Source organism: Exiguobacterium sp. SL-10, from assembly GCF_004337025.1.
GTDB lineage: Bacteria > Bacillota > Bacilli > Exiguobacteriales > Exiguobacteriaceae > Exiguobacterium.
In genome coordinates, this window is record NZ_SJUP01000004.1 from 198,130 (window position 1) to 214,014 (window position 15,885).

The following is a 15,885-nucleotide window of genomic DNA, read 5'->3' on the forward strand; positions in this document are numbered from 1 at the left end:
CCGGTTGACATATGTCAGCCGGTTTTTCGTGTGATGAGATTGAAGACGAGTTTCAACGCGATCAACAGTCCGATGACCGGCAAGATGATGGGAAGCGAACCACGGGGCAATAAACCGAACACGATGAACACGGTCATCCCGATGGCGAAGAAAAGCTTGATGCCCCGCTCATGTCCCTCAAACTTCTCCCAACGCCAAACGAGCAAGAGGAGCGCGAGTGGCGCGAATAAAAACGTCAAAAAGAAGAACGGCATATGCCGCGTGTACCAAGGTCTTGTCATTTAGCCTGCACCTCCTCATACAATTGTTCCGTCGCCTCATGCAACTCCACATTCACGTAAATCGGTTTACCGCTCCAGTCGATCCGAACGACCACATCGATGTCCCGGTCGATGAAGACGAGCACGTCCTCCCCGCCTGTCGTCCGGAAGTGTCCGGTCAGTCGCGATCCAGTGGCGGCACCGTTCGTGCGACGGGCTAGACTCGGCTCATACGTCAACGTCACGGCCTCGATTTCATCATAGGGCACCGTCTCCCCGTAGCTGCCTTCGATGATGAGCGCTGACTCGGTGAGCGTCACCTCGGTCGGCTGGCTGAACCAAAGCCAAAGGCCTGGGACGACCGTCACGAGAAGCGTCAACACGACGACGAGCGGAATGAGCCGTTTTTTGCCACCAGGACGGACTTTCCCGTTTTCGTCATAGATGTTTCCGTCATATTTTTGGGCACGCCAGAGCGTCACGACGACAAGGACGAGCATCAAGACGAAGAACGGCTCGAGCGGAATGTCGAGTCCAAACCCGAGTCCTTGAATGGCGGCGATAATCAGAAAAATTGCTGCAATCCCATAACACATGAAGCCGATCAATCGTGCCACCGCCTCGATGTTGACGCGTTCCTTGTCCTCGCGCTTCATCGTGTTATAGCCAGAGATGAGGAAGTGCCAGCCCAACCGATGGACGGCAAATCCAAGAAGAAACAAAATGAGTGCAGCAGTTGCTAAGCCCCACATGGAGTCGTCCCCCTTTCTACCCTAGTGTACGGGAAAACGACGCAGAACGTTTCATAATCGTGAATCGAAGTCGTATACTCGTGATAGAACGCTCAAGGAGGAATTCGATGTATCGGACAAAAGCAGACTTTTTACAGGATTGGGCCAAGTCGTCGACCGGCACGCTCGACGTGCTTCGCGCCGTCACGGACGAGGCGCTCGGTCAGGAAATCGTCCCCGGTCATAACTCGCTCGGCTGGATTGGTTGGCACGTGACGACCGCGCTCGGATACTTCACGAATTTGCTCGGCTTCCGGCTGTCGGCACTGAAAAGTTTGACGCGACCGACCGACGCGACAACGATCGCCGACCAATATGCGCGTTACGCCGACGAGATCGCGCAGATGGCCGAACAGTTCTCGGACGACTATTTATTAGAAGAAGTCGACGTCCATGGTGCGAAGCAGCCGCGCGGCGCCGTCCTGCGCATGATGATCGATCACCAGACGCATCACCGCGGCCAGATGACGGTGCTCCTCCGTCAGGCGGGACTCACGGTGCCGGGCGTCATGGGCCCGACGAAAGAACAGATGAAGGCGTGAAAAAGGAGAGGCCCCGCGGGGTCTCTCCTTTCGTCACATCGATGACGGCGTATTCGCCTTGTTTTGCATCCGACCGACCCCTTCGTACTGGACGGTGCCAGGGTCACGTGCGTATTTCCAAGCGTTACGTGCGTCAATCAATCGTTTCGTCCGCATCCCGTCGAACGCTTCCGGTTTCAAGTTGACGAGCTCATCCCATTCCGTGACGAGGATGGCGACGTCCGCTCCTTTGAGTGCCGCTTCGACCGTCATCGCCTGCGGATAATCCCACTTAGCGAGCGGGTCGTAGCCGATTATCTCGACTTCACGCAACGCCAGGTGGCTAGCAAGCGTGACAGACGGCGCATCGCGCATGTCGTCCGTCCCCGGTTTGAAGGCGAGGCCGAGGAACGCGACCTTGAGTCCGCTCTTGTGCTCGACTTTCGAAGCGACGTACGCCATCTGCGCGTCGTTTGAGTGCATGGCGGCGCTGATGACCGGCAAGTCGAGTTCATTCTCATGGGCGACGTTCAAGAGCGCATGCATATCTTTCGGGAAGCACGAGCCACCGTAGCCGAGGCCGGCGTTCAAGAAGGAGCGCCCGATGCGCGGGTCGAGACCCATTCCATCGGCAATCGTGGTGATGTCCGCTCCTGCCTTGTCGGCAAGACGCGCCAAGTCGTTAATAAAACTGATTTTGGTGGCGAGAAATGCGTTCGAGGCATATTTGATGAACTCAGCATCAATCGGGGACGTGCAGACGAGCGGGACGCCGAGACGCCCGTAGATGCCTGCGAGTTCTTCACTCATCTCGAGGTTATCACTGCCGATGACGACACGGTGCGGTTTCAATACGTCGGCGAGAGCACGACCTTCTTGAAGAAATTCCGGCACGACGGCGAACGTGTGGGCCGGATACATGATGGACAGCATATCGGTCGTCCCCGGTGGAACGGTGCTCCGGATGATGATTTTTTGTTTCGACGTCACCTCAGACAAAGCTGCGTCGACGAACGTCAAGTCGCAACTGCCGTCACTCTTGCTCGGCGTACCGACAGCGAGCACGAGGTAGTCGACCGTTTCTGTGTCGGCGATCGAGTCTGTGAACGTGATTGACCCGGGATAGTCGCGTAACACGTCCGCCATGCCCGGTTCATGGAACGGGACGTCCCCGTTCATGAGACGGAGCAGTCTCGGTTGATCTTTTTCGACACCGATGACCTCATGCCCCGCCTTCGCTAGTCCACATAGGGTGGCAAGTCCGACATAGCCAAGGCCGATAATTCCAAATTTCACGATAGTTCCTCCTTCAATAGTCTTCTCCTAACAGTAACGAAAAGCGCCGATCAAGGGAAGGCTCTAACACTCTGTGAATATTCTCTGATATAATGAGTCAAAATGAGGCTAGAAAGGAATAACCGCATGGGATTGCTCGCTTTCTTTTTGATTTCGCTTTTCGTGTTCTACTGGTTTCCTATTCGAGGTGGACTTAAGACTTTCCTGCTTATCTTGATCATGATTAGCGGATGGCTGTCGATTTTCGAGCTCGTCGCCATCATCGAAGCTCGCCCCTGGGTCGCCGCCCCGGTCCTCGCGCTCATCGGTCTGTTCGTTTGGAAGTGGCGCAAAGACAGAGAAAAGAAACAGGACAAGCAACAAAGTATGTGACAGTGACGTCGTTACCGAAACAATGCAAGACCTCGGAATTGAGCAGACGTTCCTCTGGATCCCGATGCCAATCACACCGACCTGTTCGGATTCTTCGTCCAACCGTTTTCCGAGAATTGATGACGCAACCCCTCGTCGACGACGAGGGGTTGTTTTAATCTTCCGGTAGTTCGACTTCGTCGCCTGCTTGAATCGTGCCGTCCATGACTTGTTCCATTTCTTCTAAGCTGAACGCGTCCATGAGCTGAATGCCGTCGACGTACACCGTCGGCACGTATTGAACGCCGAAATCCCGCGTGAACAGACGTGAGTTTTGGATGCCGACATCGACATGGTTCTCAAGCAATTCGTCCGCATTGAGGTTGAAGTCGGACGCGAGTTCCCGGGCATAGGCTTCCGTCCCGAACCCGTCCGTCCCGGAGTCGAGCCCAATGGCACGCTGCACCTCATAATAACGGTCCGGGATGAGTCGTTCGACGTTGTAGTCCACGTTCGCGAGCAACTGAGACTGTTCATTCAATAGGACGAGCGGTTGCCCTTTGAATGTCGCTTCGCCCGTGTCGATCCAACGTTCCTCGATCTCCGGGAGTACCGTCTCCATCCACTTCTTGCACCACGGACAGCTGTAGTCGAAGACGAACACAATCTCATGCTCTCCTTTTCCAAGCGCGACCTTCTCCTCGAGCGGGAGCTCATACTGCGTGTATGTATGCAACTTCTTCGAATCGACAGCCTCACTTTGACTGCAGGCAGAAAGGATCAGAACAAGTCCTACGAGTAATAGATAAAATTGTTTCATTGATGGACCTCCGTTTGTTCAAATATTCACATATTTAGTTATATCATGTCTGCCTGACAGACTCGAGTGACGTTCTGATGACGTTTCCCCGATGAAACGGCACACAAGCAAACGAGCCGACTCAAGGTCCGCTCGTGTCATTCCCCATAAAGGCCTCCATCGTCGCCGCCGTATCCGACGAGATGCCGTCCTTCTTCACGACTTTCCCGACCGTCTGCAAGATGATCTTCCAATCATTTAGAAATGTGACGTTGTCGACGTATGTCACGTCGAGCGCAAAACGGTCCGGCCACGACAGCCGATTCCGGCCGTTCACTTGGGCAAGTCCCGTCAATCCGGGACGGACATCGTGCCGTCGGCGCTGCTCGTCGTTATAGCGCGGTAAATACTCGACAAGAAGCGGGCGCGGTCCGACGATGGCGATGTCCCCTTTGACGATGTTGAGCAGGCTCGGCAACTCATCGAGACTGAGCGACCGAAGCGTCTGCCCGAATGAAGTCAAACGCGCCTCGTCCGGCAACAGCTCCCCGTGCTCATCCCGCTCATCGGTCATCGTCCGAAACTTCACCATCTCGAAGATGATCCCGTCCTTCCCGGGACGTTTTTGTTTGAACAGCACCGGTCCTCCGAGTTTCCATTTGATGAGTCCGGCAATCGTGACGAGGACGGGACTTAAAGCGAGCAGTGAGATCGTCGCAAGGAACATGTCTTGTGGACGTTTTATAAAACGTGCATACATGGGAACCCCCTCCTATCGGAACGAAGAATACATCGAGTCGTAGTAGGCTTGATACGCACCGGACACGACCCGCTCAATCCATTCGGGATGCTCCACGTACCACTGAATCGTCTCGGCGATTCCATCTTCAAACCGATATCGTGGGATCCACCCGAGTTCGTCGGCCATCTTGGTCGCATCGATTGCATAACGTCGATCGTGTCCCGGACGGTCTTTCACGAATTGAATCAACTTCTCTGACTGTCCGAACGCGTTAATGATGATGTGAACGAGTTCCAAGTTCGTCTTTTCATTATGCCCCCCGATGTTGTAAACGTCGCCGAACCTTCCGTTCTCTCGAACGACATCGATGGCTTCACAGTGATCGCTCACATGCAGCCAATCCCGAATCTGTTGTCCGTCCCCGTAAACCGGTAACGGCAAGTTCGACATACAGTTATGAATCATGAGCGGGATGAGCTTTTCCGGGAACTGGTACGGCCCATAGTTGTTGCTGCACCGCGTCGTCTTGACCGGCAACCCGTATGTCTCATAATAGGCTCGAACGAGCAGATCGGAGCTTGCTTTCGAGGCCGAATACGGGCTGTTCGGGGCAATCGGCGAGTCCTCCGTGAAATACCCGGTCGCACCGAGCGAACCGTATACTTCGTCCGTCGACACGTGCACGAAACAGACACCTTCCTGATACACCCGGCTGTACTTATCGTCAGGGGAAACTTTCCAATGACGCATCGCCGTATCGAGCAGCACTTGTGTCCCGAGAACGTTTGTCGTCAAAAACAGTTCAGGTTCGGTGATGCTCCGATCCACGTGGGATTCTGCTGCGAAATGAACGACTTCGTCGACTTCATACGTCGTGAACAACCGCTCCATCACTTCTCGGTCACGAATATCGGCTTTCTCGAAATGGTAAAGGGGATCCGATTCGAACTCCTGCAGGTTCTCCAGATTCCCTGCATACGTGAGCGCATCGACGTTAAGAATGCGGTATGTGGGATGTTTTGCCCGAAAGTGTTTTATGAAATTTGAACCGATGAACCCGGCTCCGCCAGTCACTAGGATTGTTCGCATCCGTTTTCTCTCCTTCCTCGACGAGTGATAAGAGATATTGTCCATAATCGGTCATCTTGAGCGTCAAACCGATATCTTTCAACTCGTCTCGTGTGATGAATCCGCGTCGCCAAGCAATCTCCTCGAGGCAAGCAATGTAATAACCTTGACGCTCTTGGACCGTCTGGACGAACACGGACGCTTTAATCATGCCTTCTGGCGTCCCGGTATCGAGCCATGCCATCCCTCGGCCGAACAGGACAACGTTCAACTCGCCGCGCTCGAGATACATGTTGTTGATTGATGTGATTTCAAGTTCACCTCTCGCAGAAGGCTCGACCCGTTTAGCGAATTCGACGACCTGATTGTCGTAGAAGTAAAGGCCCGGAACCGCATAATTCGATTTGGGGACCGCTGGTTTTTCTTCGATCGAGACGACCCGATTTTGACCATCGAACTCGACGACGCCAAAGGCGCGCGGATCTTTTACCGGATAACCGAAGACGGTCGCCCCTTGCTTTTTCGCTTGCGCGTGCTTCAAGAAACGCGTCAAATCCGGTCCATAAAACACGTTATCCCCTAAGATGAGACAGACCGAGTCATCACCGATGAAGTCCGCCCCTAGGATAAAGGCATCGGCCAGTCCGACCGGCTTCGTCTGCACTTTATAGGAGATGTCGATGCCGAGTTGATGTCCGTCTCCGAACAGTCGCTCGTACCCACCGATGTCTTGCGGGGTCGAAATGAGTAGGATTTCCCGAATGCCGGCAAGCATCAAGACGGACATCGGATAGTAAATCAACGGCTTATCGTAAATCGGTAACAGTTGTTTGGAGACGGCCTTTGTCATCGGATAGAGGCGCGTTCCGTTTCCACCTGCTAATATAATGCCTTTCATCGTTTCATCATCCTTTCTTGAATCACCATGCAAATCCGTGTCACGTCTTCTAAGGCCAGGTCTGGATAAAGCGGGAGTGTCAGTACCCGCTCGGCAATCTCACGGGCGATGGGAGTACGACGACTCGCAAACCGGTTCTGATTCCACGCATAGTCCGTCACGAGCGGATAGAAATACTTCCGGGTGAAGATACCTTCCTTCGCCAAGGCGTCATACAACTCATCCCGTCGATTCTCTTCAGCTGTCAAGATGACGGGATAATACGAATGGTTTGTTTCGACTCCGGATTGAGGTGTCAGAATCCGAATCCCTCGGACGTTGTTGAGCAACGCGTCATATTGCTCACGTACGCGTTTCCGTCGTGCGATCGTCTCATCGATATGACGCAAGTTACATAACCCCATCGCAGCCTGAAACTCATTCATCTTGGCGTTGCCCCCCGGTACTTCCACCGTTTCAGGGCCAGTGATGCCAAAGTTCTTCAACTGGTCGAAACGGGCTTTCAACGCCGGATCATTGTACGTCAAGGCGCCTCCTTCAATCGTATGAAACACTTTCGTGGCGTGGAAACTGAACATCGAGATGTCACCGAACGTACCGATTCCTCGCCCGTTCACATTGACGCCGAACGTGTGGGCCGCATCATAAATCACTTTCAGGTTGTGACGTTTGGCAATCGCCTCGATCAGTTCGACGTCACATACATTTCCGTACACATGGACGGGAAGGATGGCCGAGGTTTTTGTCGTGATCAGTCGCTCTATTTTTGTGGCATCGAGCGTAAAATCGTCTGGACGGATATCTCCGTATACGGGTGTCAATCCTTTGCGAATTAAGGCGTGGCTCGTCGAAGCAAAGGTGAACGGGGTTGTGATGACTTCACCTGTCAATCCGAGCGCCTCGATTGCTGCCTCGAGCGCCAAGTGTCCGTTCGTGAATAGGGAAAGTTGCTCGACTCCTAAATAATCAATCAGCTCGTGCTCGAGTTGTTGATGTTTGGTGCCGTTGTTCGTCAACCATCCCGACGTCCACAATTCACGAATCTCATCCGTATACTCTTCAAACGATGGGAGCGCGGATTTGGTGACGGGAATCGCTTTTAGGATAGATTCAGGCTTATTTGATGTGGGATGGGACGGGAATGCGGCGGATTGGATATCGACGATGTGTAGCATAAAGCACCTCCTAGGTCACTTGGCGATTCGAGACGCGTGCGTAACGTTTCAGCATGAGTTGGATATCCGATTTGGAACAATACATCATCACGTCGATGATGGACAAATTCGCTTGGAACGGGAATGGTCCTTGATGATACGTGACTGGCTCGGTCACGACGAACGACAAGTCGATTCCCGCCTGTTCGAACACATCGGTATCGTACAAGGCCATCCCGTTGATCGCATTCACGTAATGCGTCGCCCCTAACTGCTGACACATCTTGAGGATTCTCGCTTGGCCCTTCAATTCAACCCCAGCGCTCAACTCTGATGAAAGCATGAATGTCGTCGAAATGCCGAGATACCGAGCGATTTCCTCGATGCCGTATGCCAAATACTTACCGACGTTTCGTTCAGGGGCACGAATCACACGCTCGAGCAACGGGAAGACGTGTTCAAACTGAGGGGCTTTGTGATAGGCATGTCGCAACAACTTCAACTGTTGCTCGACAATCTCATTTGGTTGCGCCCGCTCATGGTCGCAAATCAAACGATTTTGGCTCATCTTTTGAATCGATAACGTGAACGGGTGAGGGTTTCCGTCAAGCAGGATTCGATTTCGGTGAATCCACCCTTTTTTGATAAAATGAACGTCGTCATACACAACAAATGTATCGACCGCATGGATCAACTGGAAGTACCCGATATAAGGGAAAAAATAAGGTTGCATGATGGCCACGTTCATGACGTCTCTCCTTTACGAAATGATTTGTTTCGCACGCAACGTGTCATAATATCCTTTGGCCGTGACATCGTTTCGATGGAATTTGACGAGTTCCCGCGATAACATGCCATGTTCGATGAGTCGCTCCGGATGTTCGAGGTACTGTTCAATCCCTTGTTCAATCGACTCGACCGTGACGTCACACATATAGCAGTTTTCCCCGTCGACGGAGTGATGAGAGACATTATTGATTTGATCGCTGATGACGACTCCCATCCCTGACGCTCTCGCCTCGATGATTGTCCCATTCCCGTTCGAATACGTGGCCGGCAGGACCAAGATGTCCGCTTGTTCATACACTTTTGGCATCTCGTCCCACGCCCGAATCTCATCTAAGAAGTGGACGTTCTTCACCTCGTGCTCAGCGATGTAGGCTTTGCACGCTTCGAGCTGTTGCCCTGAATTGTTCAAGTAAAGTTCGAGCGAATAGCGGGTTGATAAATTCCGATATGCCTCTAACACGAGCAGCGGCTGATAGCGTTCGACGAGTCGATTCGCAAACAGAAGTTTGAACGTGTCGCCCGGCTGTTTCCGTCTCAATCCGTGATCGAAGTACGCATCGATGTCCTGGGCGTACGTCGCATGCACCACTTTGTCAGGATCAAATCCGAGATGTTCCTTGAATTGCTCGACCGCGACCGTACCCATCCCGAAAAATAAATCGGCATCCTTGAACATCCAGTGCAACAGTCTCGTTTTGTATGGATTATCCTGAGGATTTGTCAGCCGCGCGGAAGGATCGTCGTCGTTTTGCAACGGGCGAAGCGGTTCGCTCATGATGACGGTTTTAATTCCGAACAGTTTTGCCAGTCTCACGATCACGGCATGGCCGGCCATGAATCCGCCGAGTAAGATGACGTCCGGTTTGAACCGAATCAGCTCCGGAATCAGGCCGAGTGAGAGATACCCGATTTTAGGAAACCACTTCGAATACGTCAGTACCTGACATTTGTCACCGAGTGGGATTTTCCACCAGTCCGGCCGGTTTTGGTCGAGATGTTCATAAAACCAAAACTCAGCATCGAAATATTCTTCTAGCGCGTAACATAATTTCACTTGGTAAGGGGACGCGATGTTCCCGATAAAAACGAGTTTTTGTTTCATCGTTCACCCTCCTTTACGGTTTGGCGGGGGTCGGTCGTGCCTTTCCACACTTCGCGTCGGACGTAATCCGTGTATGAGATCAAGATTCGGACCACTTTGTCCGAAACGTTCGGCATGCTGTAGTCACTAACGATGCGAGGCCGCTCCTGCTCCATGACGACCGACAACCCTTGCAAGATTCGCTCTTTCTCAAGTCCGACCATCAAGACGGCCCCTTCTTCCATCGCTTCTGGCCGCTCGTGCGTCTCTCGGATATTCAATCCTCTCAACCCGAGGATAGACGACTCCTCGCTAATCGTTCCACTATCACTGAGCACCGCTTTGGCATGCAGTTGCAGGTGGTTATAGTCGACAAATCCGAGCGGCTTGAGTAGCCGCACTAGCGGATGAAACGAGACGTTCAATTCATGGATTCGCTTCATCGTCCGCGGATGCGTGCTGACGATGACAGGTAATTCATATTGCCCCGCGATCGCGTTCAAACTGTCAACGAGTGCCAAAAAGTGTGCGTCGGAGTTGACGTTCTCTTCGCGATGCGCCGAGACGATGAAGTAGTGGTCTTTAGTCAACTCGAGTCGGCTCAGGACGTCCGACTGTTCAATCGCCTCTCGTTTGGACATCAACACCTCAAACATCGGACTTCCCGTCTTGATGATCCGTTCCGCCGGAATTCCTTCGCGGAGAAGGTATTCCCGGGCGATATCGCTATACGTCAAATTCACGTCCGCCGTATGATCGACGATTTTCCGATTGATTTCTTCCGGGACACGCTGATCGAAGCAACGGTTTCCTGCTTCCATATGGAAAATCGGGATTTTCCGGCGTTTGGCTGCGATTGCCGCGAGACAAGAGTTCGTATCTCCGAGAATCAATACCGCGTCCGGACGCTCGAGCTCGAGCACAGGGTCGACTTGGATGAGTATGTTGCCAATCGTCTCAATCGGGCTTCCCGTCGCGGAATTTAGGAAGTAATCAGGTTTTCGCAAAGCGAAATCCTCGAAGAACACTTCGTTCAATTCATAGTCGTAATTTTGTCCCGTGTGCACGAGGACGTGCTCGATGGCCTCAGCGTGTTCTAGCTTCTGAATAACGGCCGACAGGCGTATGATTTCGGGACGAGTCCCGACGATCGTCATCACTTTGAGTCGTTTCATCTTGCACCTCCATAAAGTATGTGTCCGGGTTGTTCGGGTCATAGGCCTCATTCACCCACATGACGGTCACCAAGTCGGTCGTTCCGATGTTTTCAATGTTGTGCGTATAGCCGGTCGGGATGTCGAGCACACGCATCATCTCTCCTGTGACGTGATACGTATGGACCTCGTTCTCCCCGACTTTTCGGAAACGAATCAACGCCTCGCCGCTTACCACGAGGAACTTCTCATTTTTCGTATGGTGCCAGTGATTCCCTTTCGTGATCCCGGGCTTGGCGACGTTGATCGACACTTGTCCCCTGTCCGGCGTCCGAATGAACTCCGTGAACGAACCGCGCGCATCTTCATTTAGCTTCAAGTCATAGGCGAAACGGTCGACAGGCAAGTAACTGAGATACGTGCTGTATAACTGTTTCGTAAACGAATCGTCGAGTTGCGGAACGGTCAAGTTCTGGCGACTGTCTTTGAACGTCTGTAACAAATCGGCGATGTAGCCGAGCTCGATTGGCGGATGGACTGTAACTTCTTCCTCATACACGGCCGCCGTTCGCCCTCTCGTATCGAGCAAGTTGACCAACGTCTCGAGCACGTCATCGATATACGCCAATTGTACGGGCCGCGCCGGATCATGAATTTCTAACGGCAAGTCGCGCGCCGCACGATAACAAAACGTCGCGACGACACTGTTATAGTTCGGTCGACCCCACTTTCCAAACAGGTTCGGGAAGCGGAACAGATGGATGGTGCGTACTGTTTGCTCATGATCTCGTCTCAAGACATTTTCCGCCTCAAGTTTGCTTCGTCCGTAGGGATTGTCCTGTGTCGCTTGAATCGAAGAGGCGAACATGATCGGCGCGTCATTCGCATGAGCAGCCAATGATGCGACCAGTCGTTTGGTGGATCCGGTGTTCCCTTCCACAAAGTCAGTTTCCGTTTCCGAACGGTTCACCCCAGCCAAGTGATAGACGAACTCAGCGTGTTGGCAAAATCGTTGAAACTCGATTTCCGACGTATCGCGCGTGGACGAGAAAACCTCATGGCCCCGCGCCGTTAACTCGGCGACTAAATTCTTGCCGATGAATCCAGCTGCCCCGGTGACGAGAATCTTCATGATACTTTCACCCAGCTCGCGAGTTCTTGTTGGATATAAGGTAGGGTCAACAACAGTTGCTTCACTTGCTCGACGTTCAACTGTTCTGTGTTGGCCGAGTTGTATTCGCCCTCGACCGTCAAACGTTTGCTGCCTTCATTAAAATATTTATCGTAGTTCAAGTCGCGCGTGTCAGCCGGCACCCGGTAGAAGCCGCCCATGTCTTCCGCGACGACATTTTCTTCGCGTGTCAACAGCGTCTCGTACGACTTCTCGCCATGCCGCGTGCCGATGATTTTGATCGGGTTGTTCGCATGGAACAGTTCGAGCAATGCTTGCGCCAACACCTCGATTGTGGACGCAGGTGATTTTTGAACCATGATGTCTCCTGCACGTGCATGCTTGAACGCGAAGACGACGAGTTCGACCGCATCTTCTAGACTCATCAAGAACCTTGTCATGAACGGGTCCGTCACGGTCAACGGCTCCCCTCGTTTGATTTGATCCACGAATAGTGGAATCACAGATCCCCGTGATGCCATGACGTTTCCATAACGTGTGCCACAAATCAATGTTTGCTCTGGTCCGACGGCTTTTGCTTTGGCGACGAACACTTTTTCCATCATCGCCTTGGAGATGCCCATCGCGTTGATCGGATAGGCCGCCTTGTCGGTCGATAGACAAATGACCTTTTGGACTTTTTGCTCGATGGCCGCGTTCAAGACGTTATCCGTTCCGAGTACGTTCGTCTTCACTGCTTCTAAAGGAAAGAATTCACATGACGGGACTTGTTTCAACGCCGCCGCGTGGAATACATAATCGACTCCATACATCGCGTTGCGCACACTGTTCACATCCCGCACATCGCCGATATAAAATTTGAGTTTGTCGTCATGATAGAGTTTGCGCATGTCGTCCTGTTTCTTTTCATCTCGTGAAAAGATTCGAATCTCTTTAATATCCGTTTTCAGGAATCGCTGCATGACGGCGTTTCCGAATGAGCCGGTACCTCCAGTGATCAATAATGTTTTATCTTTAAACATTGCGAATCCTCTCCTTTGTCATGATGTCAGGTGCTTCTAAAGGTGATGGGAAAGTTGAGTTGGAAACAATTGCAATGAGGTTGATACTATCGTGTTACCCGTCTCATTATGAGAATAGGAAAGAAATGTCTATCATTTTTTTGAAAGATGACATGTCGAATGTTTGTACTCCACGAAAAAAGACACCCCGTTCAGGATGTCTTCGATGCATGACGGACAAACCCACGCAACAACGCTTTTTCATCATCCCGGAACGTGAAGATCCATAAGAAGAGAAAGTAGGCGCCACCGAGTAAAACCGCTTTAAACAGGAAATGCACGAGCGACTCGACAGGCAGGTATCGTTGAAGCAAGAAACCGAGAGTTCCAAGAAAAAGCAAAGCCGGCGCAATCTTCACATGACATTCATAGAAAAATGTCCACATACTCAACTTTAAAACGCGGACATACACGACGTTCATGAAAATCACGGTACCAATCAAGTTACCGACCAATATGGCACTCGCAGCACCAATCGCCCCGTAATGCGGTGACAAGAGCAGTGACAACACCACACTGACCGTTGCGACGATGAGCGACGCGAACGCCCGGTATTTGATTTGATTGACCGCAATCAACGTCGTATAGGCGATTTCTTGCGTCAGCGTGATGATTCCCGGGAGGATCAACAACAGGGCGACCGTATAGGATGGGAAGAAGTCTGGACCGACCCAAAGTCCGATAAACTCTCGACCCATCGTCGCAAAACTGACGATAATCAAGCCGACGATGAACAATTGGATGCGTCCGACACGAATCAACAGATGATTCAGTTCCGACTGGCGATTATAGGTCGTCATGCGTGTAACTTTCGGTAAGAACAGCGATCCAATCGCTGATGAGATCGTCCAGACGTACCCTTCAATCACCATCCCGATTGAGAACAAAGCAATTGAGGCACTGCTCGCCAACGCACCGAGAATGGTCGGGGTGATGTTGAGTATGAAGCGTTGAGCGATGGCGATGACGGTCGTCCAAGACGAGAAGGTAAAGATGTCTCGATACATCGAACGACTGTTATGCAAAAATTCGATAGCCGTCTCCGTTTTTCGAAGCAGATAAATTCCTTTCCCGATGATGATGGATAACCCGACGATGGCGTTGACAAAGACGAGTGCATATAAGCCGAACCCGAACAAGAGTGCCCCGACCATCAGGATGACGGTCGACACTTTTTCCATCAAGTTGAACCAGTTGAGGACGACGAACCGTTCGTTCGCGATAAAAATGCCGTTGAACGGTTTCGTCGGGAACAAGACGACGATGTAAAAGCCGACCATGATGTACAACACTTGGAGCGTCTCCACTTCAGCAGGCGATAGACTGGCGTAAATCGTGTCGATCATCATATAGACACCGATCAGAACGAGGCCGATCAATACCGCGATCCCGATAAACAGTTTGAAGGCGACACCGAGGAAACGGGACGCCCCTTCTGAATCTCCGAGCGCGTGATATTTTGACAAGAACCGTGACACCGCCGCCTCTAAGCCAAAATCCATGGCGAAGATACTGACGAGTGACAGCGAGAGCATATAGAGTCCGTAGTTCGCCTTCCCGATTTCCGCAATCATCCATGGCGTATAAAACAAACCGGCGAGAATATTGAATCCGATGGCGGCGTAAGACATGAGGACGCCAATCTTAATTTGACGCGAACTTTTTTGTTCATCAAATTCCACTTTCGTCGTCATCAGATTCACCTCCCCTTATTTCTGTTGCCAAAAGAACATATAAAGCGGTTCGTTCCGGACGAACAAGAGCAGTAGCATCGTGATGGCCACATAGTAGACGAGCAGGCGCTCCCTACGCTCGAAGGAACGGAGCAGTTCCGGGATCAATAGCATGACGAATACTGAGAAATATTGAACGACCCGCATCATCGAAGGGTTGATGAACGTGAGCGGAAGAAAGCAAAGGGCGAGCAGCAAGGCGTTCAAATAATGAGTCACGTTTGGGTTGGCCGCAATCATTTGTTCACGCCGCCAGAGCGACACGACGGTGATTAGCACTAAAATCAGTGAGAAGTTGAGCGTCCCGGCCCCAGTGTAGTAATCATATTCGTCGTAGCCACTGATGGTACGGAAAAATTCGAACAGTTGGACTCGAAAGACGAACAGGAATGGAATCAATGCCCCCATGAACAGCAAATAGCGTGTCGTGATCGTCTTCGTGGCCAAGAAATAAAACGGAAGAAAGACGAGAGCGGATTGATGAATCGTCGCCGCGAGCAATACGACCCCGAGAAATGGCCAAAATCGTCTCGTTTGTATGAAGTAGTAGCCGATCAACACGGCAATTGCCGTCGCAATCGTCTGACGAATCCCAGTGATGGCAAAGAACGCGTAAAACAAGGTAGAAAAAATCAGGAAGCTGAGCAACGGTTCTGTCGAGTTTCGGTAAATCCAAATACCAAATGGAATCAAAAACAGAAGTGCGACCGTTAATAAGTACCATTGATAGTTGTCTGTCACCAGTTGAATCGTTTTTTGTAATAAGTAGTATCCTGGATCGCGTCCGTCCTCTCCGCCGAACAAAACGTTGATAAAATTGTCACCTAGCCGTTCCCAGGAGATTCGTTTCGTCTCATCAAACATCCATTTGTATTGCATCGTATCGGCACCGACGCTAAAGTGACGAAATCCAGACAAGAGAATCCATTGGCACGTCGCAATCGTCACAAACAACAACTTCCCGTGCTTGATTCCGTCATCACGCAAAAGGAGGGCCGCCCATGCGATCAGGAGTAACATATTAATCAGATAGATCCACATTTCAACTCCTCCTT

Annotated in this window: 17 protein-coding genes; 2 read left to right on the forward strand and 15 right to left on the reverse strand. The window is 51.7% G+C overall.

All coding sequences use genetic code 11. From position 1 onward, the window contains the following. Positions 1 to 14: 14 nt before the first annotated feature. Together EVJ33_RS06890 and EVJ33_RS06895 are read right to left on the reverse strand one after the other, a co-directional pair. The gene (locus EVJ33_RS06890; RefSeq protein ID WP_131435681.1) at positions 15 to 281 is read right to left on the reverse strand and encodes a hypothetical protein; all 267 of its coding nucleotides are present in this window, start codon (positions 279 to 281) and stop codon (positions 15 to 17) included. Next, positions 278 to 1,012: a DUF3784 domain-containing protein gene (locus EVJ33_RS06895; RefSeq protein ID WP_131435683.1), complete on the reverse strand. Its 735-nt coding sequence runs from the start codon at positions 1,010 to 1,012 to the stop codon at positions 278 to 280. Before EVJ33_RS06895 ends, EVJ33_RS06890 begins: the two co-directional genes overlap by 4 nt. A 107-nt stretch (positions 1,013 to 1,119) precedes the next feature. Between EVJ33_RS06895 and EVJ33_RS06900 the strand changes: the two genes are divergently transcribed. After that, positions 1,120 to 1,593: a DinB family protein gene (locus tag EVJ33_RS06900; RefSeq protein WP_131435684.1), complete on the forward strand. Its 474-nt coding sequence runs from the start codon at positions 1,120 to 1,122 to the stop codon at positions 1,591 to 1,593. A gap of 33 nt (positions 1,594 to 1,626) precedes the next feature. Here EVJ33_RS06900 and EVJ33_RS06905 read toward each other — a convergent pair whose 3' ends face one another. After that, positions 1,627 to 2,868, reverse strand: coding sequence for a UDP-glucose dehydrogenase family protein (locus tag EVJ33_RS06905; RefSeq protein WP_131435686.1), 1,242 nt, complete (start codon positions 2,866 to 2,868; stop codon positions 1,627 to 1,629). Between the two features lie 126 nt (positions 2,869 to 2,994). On the opposite strand from EVJ33_RS06905, the gene EVJ33_RS06910 reads away from it, so the two are divergent. Next, entirely contained in the window at positions 2,995 to 3,240 is a 246-nt protein-coding gene (locus EVJ33_RS06910; RefSeq protein WP_131435688.1) for a hypothetical protein, read from the forward strand. Between the two features lie 154 nt (positions 3,241 to 3,394). Here EVJ33_RS06910 and EVJ33_RS06915 read toward each other — a convergent pair whose 3' ends face one another. From EVJ33_RS06915 to EVJ33_RS06970, 12 genes are all read right to left on the reverse strand, one after another. Further along, complete coding sequence (locus EVJ33_RS06915; RefSeq protein WP_131435690.1) at positions 3,395 to 4,039, reverse strand: DsbA family protein; 645 nt, start codon at positions 4,037 to 4,039, stop codon at positions 3,395 to 3,397. 121 nt (positions 4,040 to 4,160) lie between these two features. Continuing rightward, a complete protein-coding gene (locus tag EVJ33_RS06920; RefSeq protein ID WP_131435692.1) occupies positions 4,161 to 4,778 on the reverse strand; it encodes a sugar transferase in 618 nt (205 codons plus the stop codon). A gap of 12 nt (positions 4,779 to 4,790) precedes the next feature. After that, on the reverse strand, positions 4,791 to 5,849 hold the full coding sequence (rfbB, locus tag EVJ33_RS06925; RefSeq protein WP_131435693.1) for a dTDP-glucose 4,6-dehydratase: 1,059 nt from the start codon (positions 5,847 to 5,849) through the stop codon (positions 4,791 to 4,793). Then, positions 5,755 to 6,726: a glucose-1-phosphate thymidylyltransferase RfbA gene (gene rfbA, locus EVJ33_RS06930; RefSeq protein ID WP_131435695.1), complete on the reverse strand. Its 972-nt coding sequence runs from the start codon at positions 6,724 to 6,726 to the stop codon at positions 5,755 to 5,757. The genes rfbB and rfbA overlap by 95 nt, the downstream gene beginning before the upstream one ends. Then, complete coding sequence (locus EVJ33_RS06935; protein WP_131435697.1) at positions 6,723 to 7,901, reverse strand: DegT/DnrJ/EryC1/StrS family aminotransferase; 1,179 nt, start codon at positions 7,899 to 7,901, stop codon at positions 6,723 to 6,725. The genes rfbA and EVJ33_RS06935 overlap by 4 nt, the downstream gene beginning before the upstream one ends. A gap of 10 nt (positions 7,902 to 7,911) precedes the next feature. Next, positions 7,912 to 8,628 (reverse strand): WbqC family protein, encoded by a 717-nt coding sequence (locus EVJ33_RS06940; protein ID WP_131435699.1) that lies wholly within the window; start codon positions 8,626 to 8,628, stop codon positions 7,912 to 7,914. 12 nt (positions 8,629 to 8,640) lie between these two features. Further along, entirely contained in the window at positions 8,641 to 9,771 is a 1,131-nt protein-coding gene (locus EVJ33_RS06945; protein ID WP_131435701.1) for a glycosyltransferase family 4 protein, read from the reverse strand. Beyond that, entirely contained in the window at positions 9,768 to 10,925 is a 1,158-nt protein-coding gene (gene wecB, locus EVJ33_RS06950; RefSeq protein WP_131435703.1) for a non-hydrolyzing UDP-N-acetylglucosamine 2-epimerase, read from the reverse strand. Before wecB ends, EVJ33_RS06945 begins: the two co-directional genes overlap by 4 nt. Next, entirely contained in the window at positions 10,837 to 12,036 is a 1,200-nt protein-coding gene (locus EVJ33_RS06955) for a polysaccharide biosynthesis C-terminal domain-containing protein (protein ID WP_131435705.1), read from the reverse strand. Before EVJ33_RS06955 ends, wecB begins: the two co-directional genes overlap by 89 nt. After that, on the reverse strand, positions 12,033 to 13,058 hold the full coding sequence (locus tag EVJ33_RS06960) for a polysaccharide biosynthesis protein (protein ID WP_131435706.1): 1,026 nt from the start codon (positions 13,056 to 13,058) through the stop codon (positions 12,033 to 12,035). The genes EVJ33_RS06955 and EVJ33_RS06960 overlap by 4 nt, the downstream gene beginning before the upstream one ends. Before the next feature lie 191 nt (positions 13,059 to 13,249). Beyond that, on the reverse strand, positions 13,250 to 14,791 hold the full coding sequence (locus tag EVJ33_RS06965) for an oligosaccharide flippase family protein (protein ID WP_131435708.1): 1,542 nt from the start codon (positions 14,789 to 14,791) through the stop codon (positions 13,250 to 13,252). A 15-nt stretch (positions 14,792 to 14,806) separates the two neighbouring features. Next, positions 14,807 to 15,871 (reverse strand): EpsG family protein, encoded by a 1,065-nt coding sequence (locus EVJ33_RS06970; protein ID WP_131435710.1) that lies wholly within the window; start codon positions 15,869 to 15,871, stop codon positions 14,807 to 14,809. Between the last annotated feature and the right edge of the window lie 14 nt (positions 15,872 to 15,885).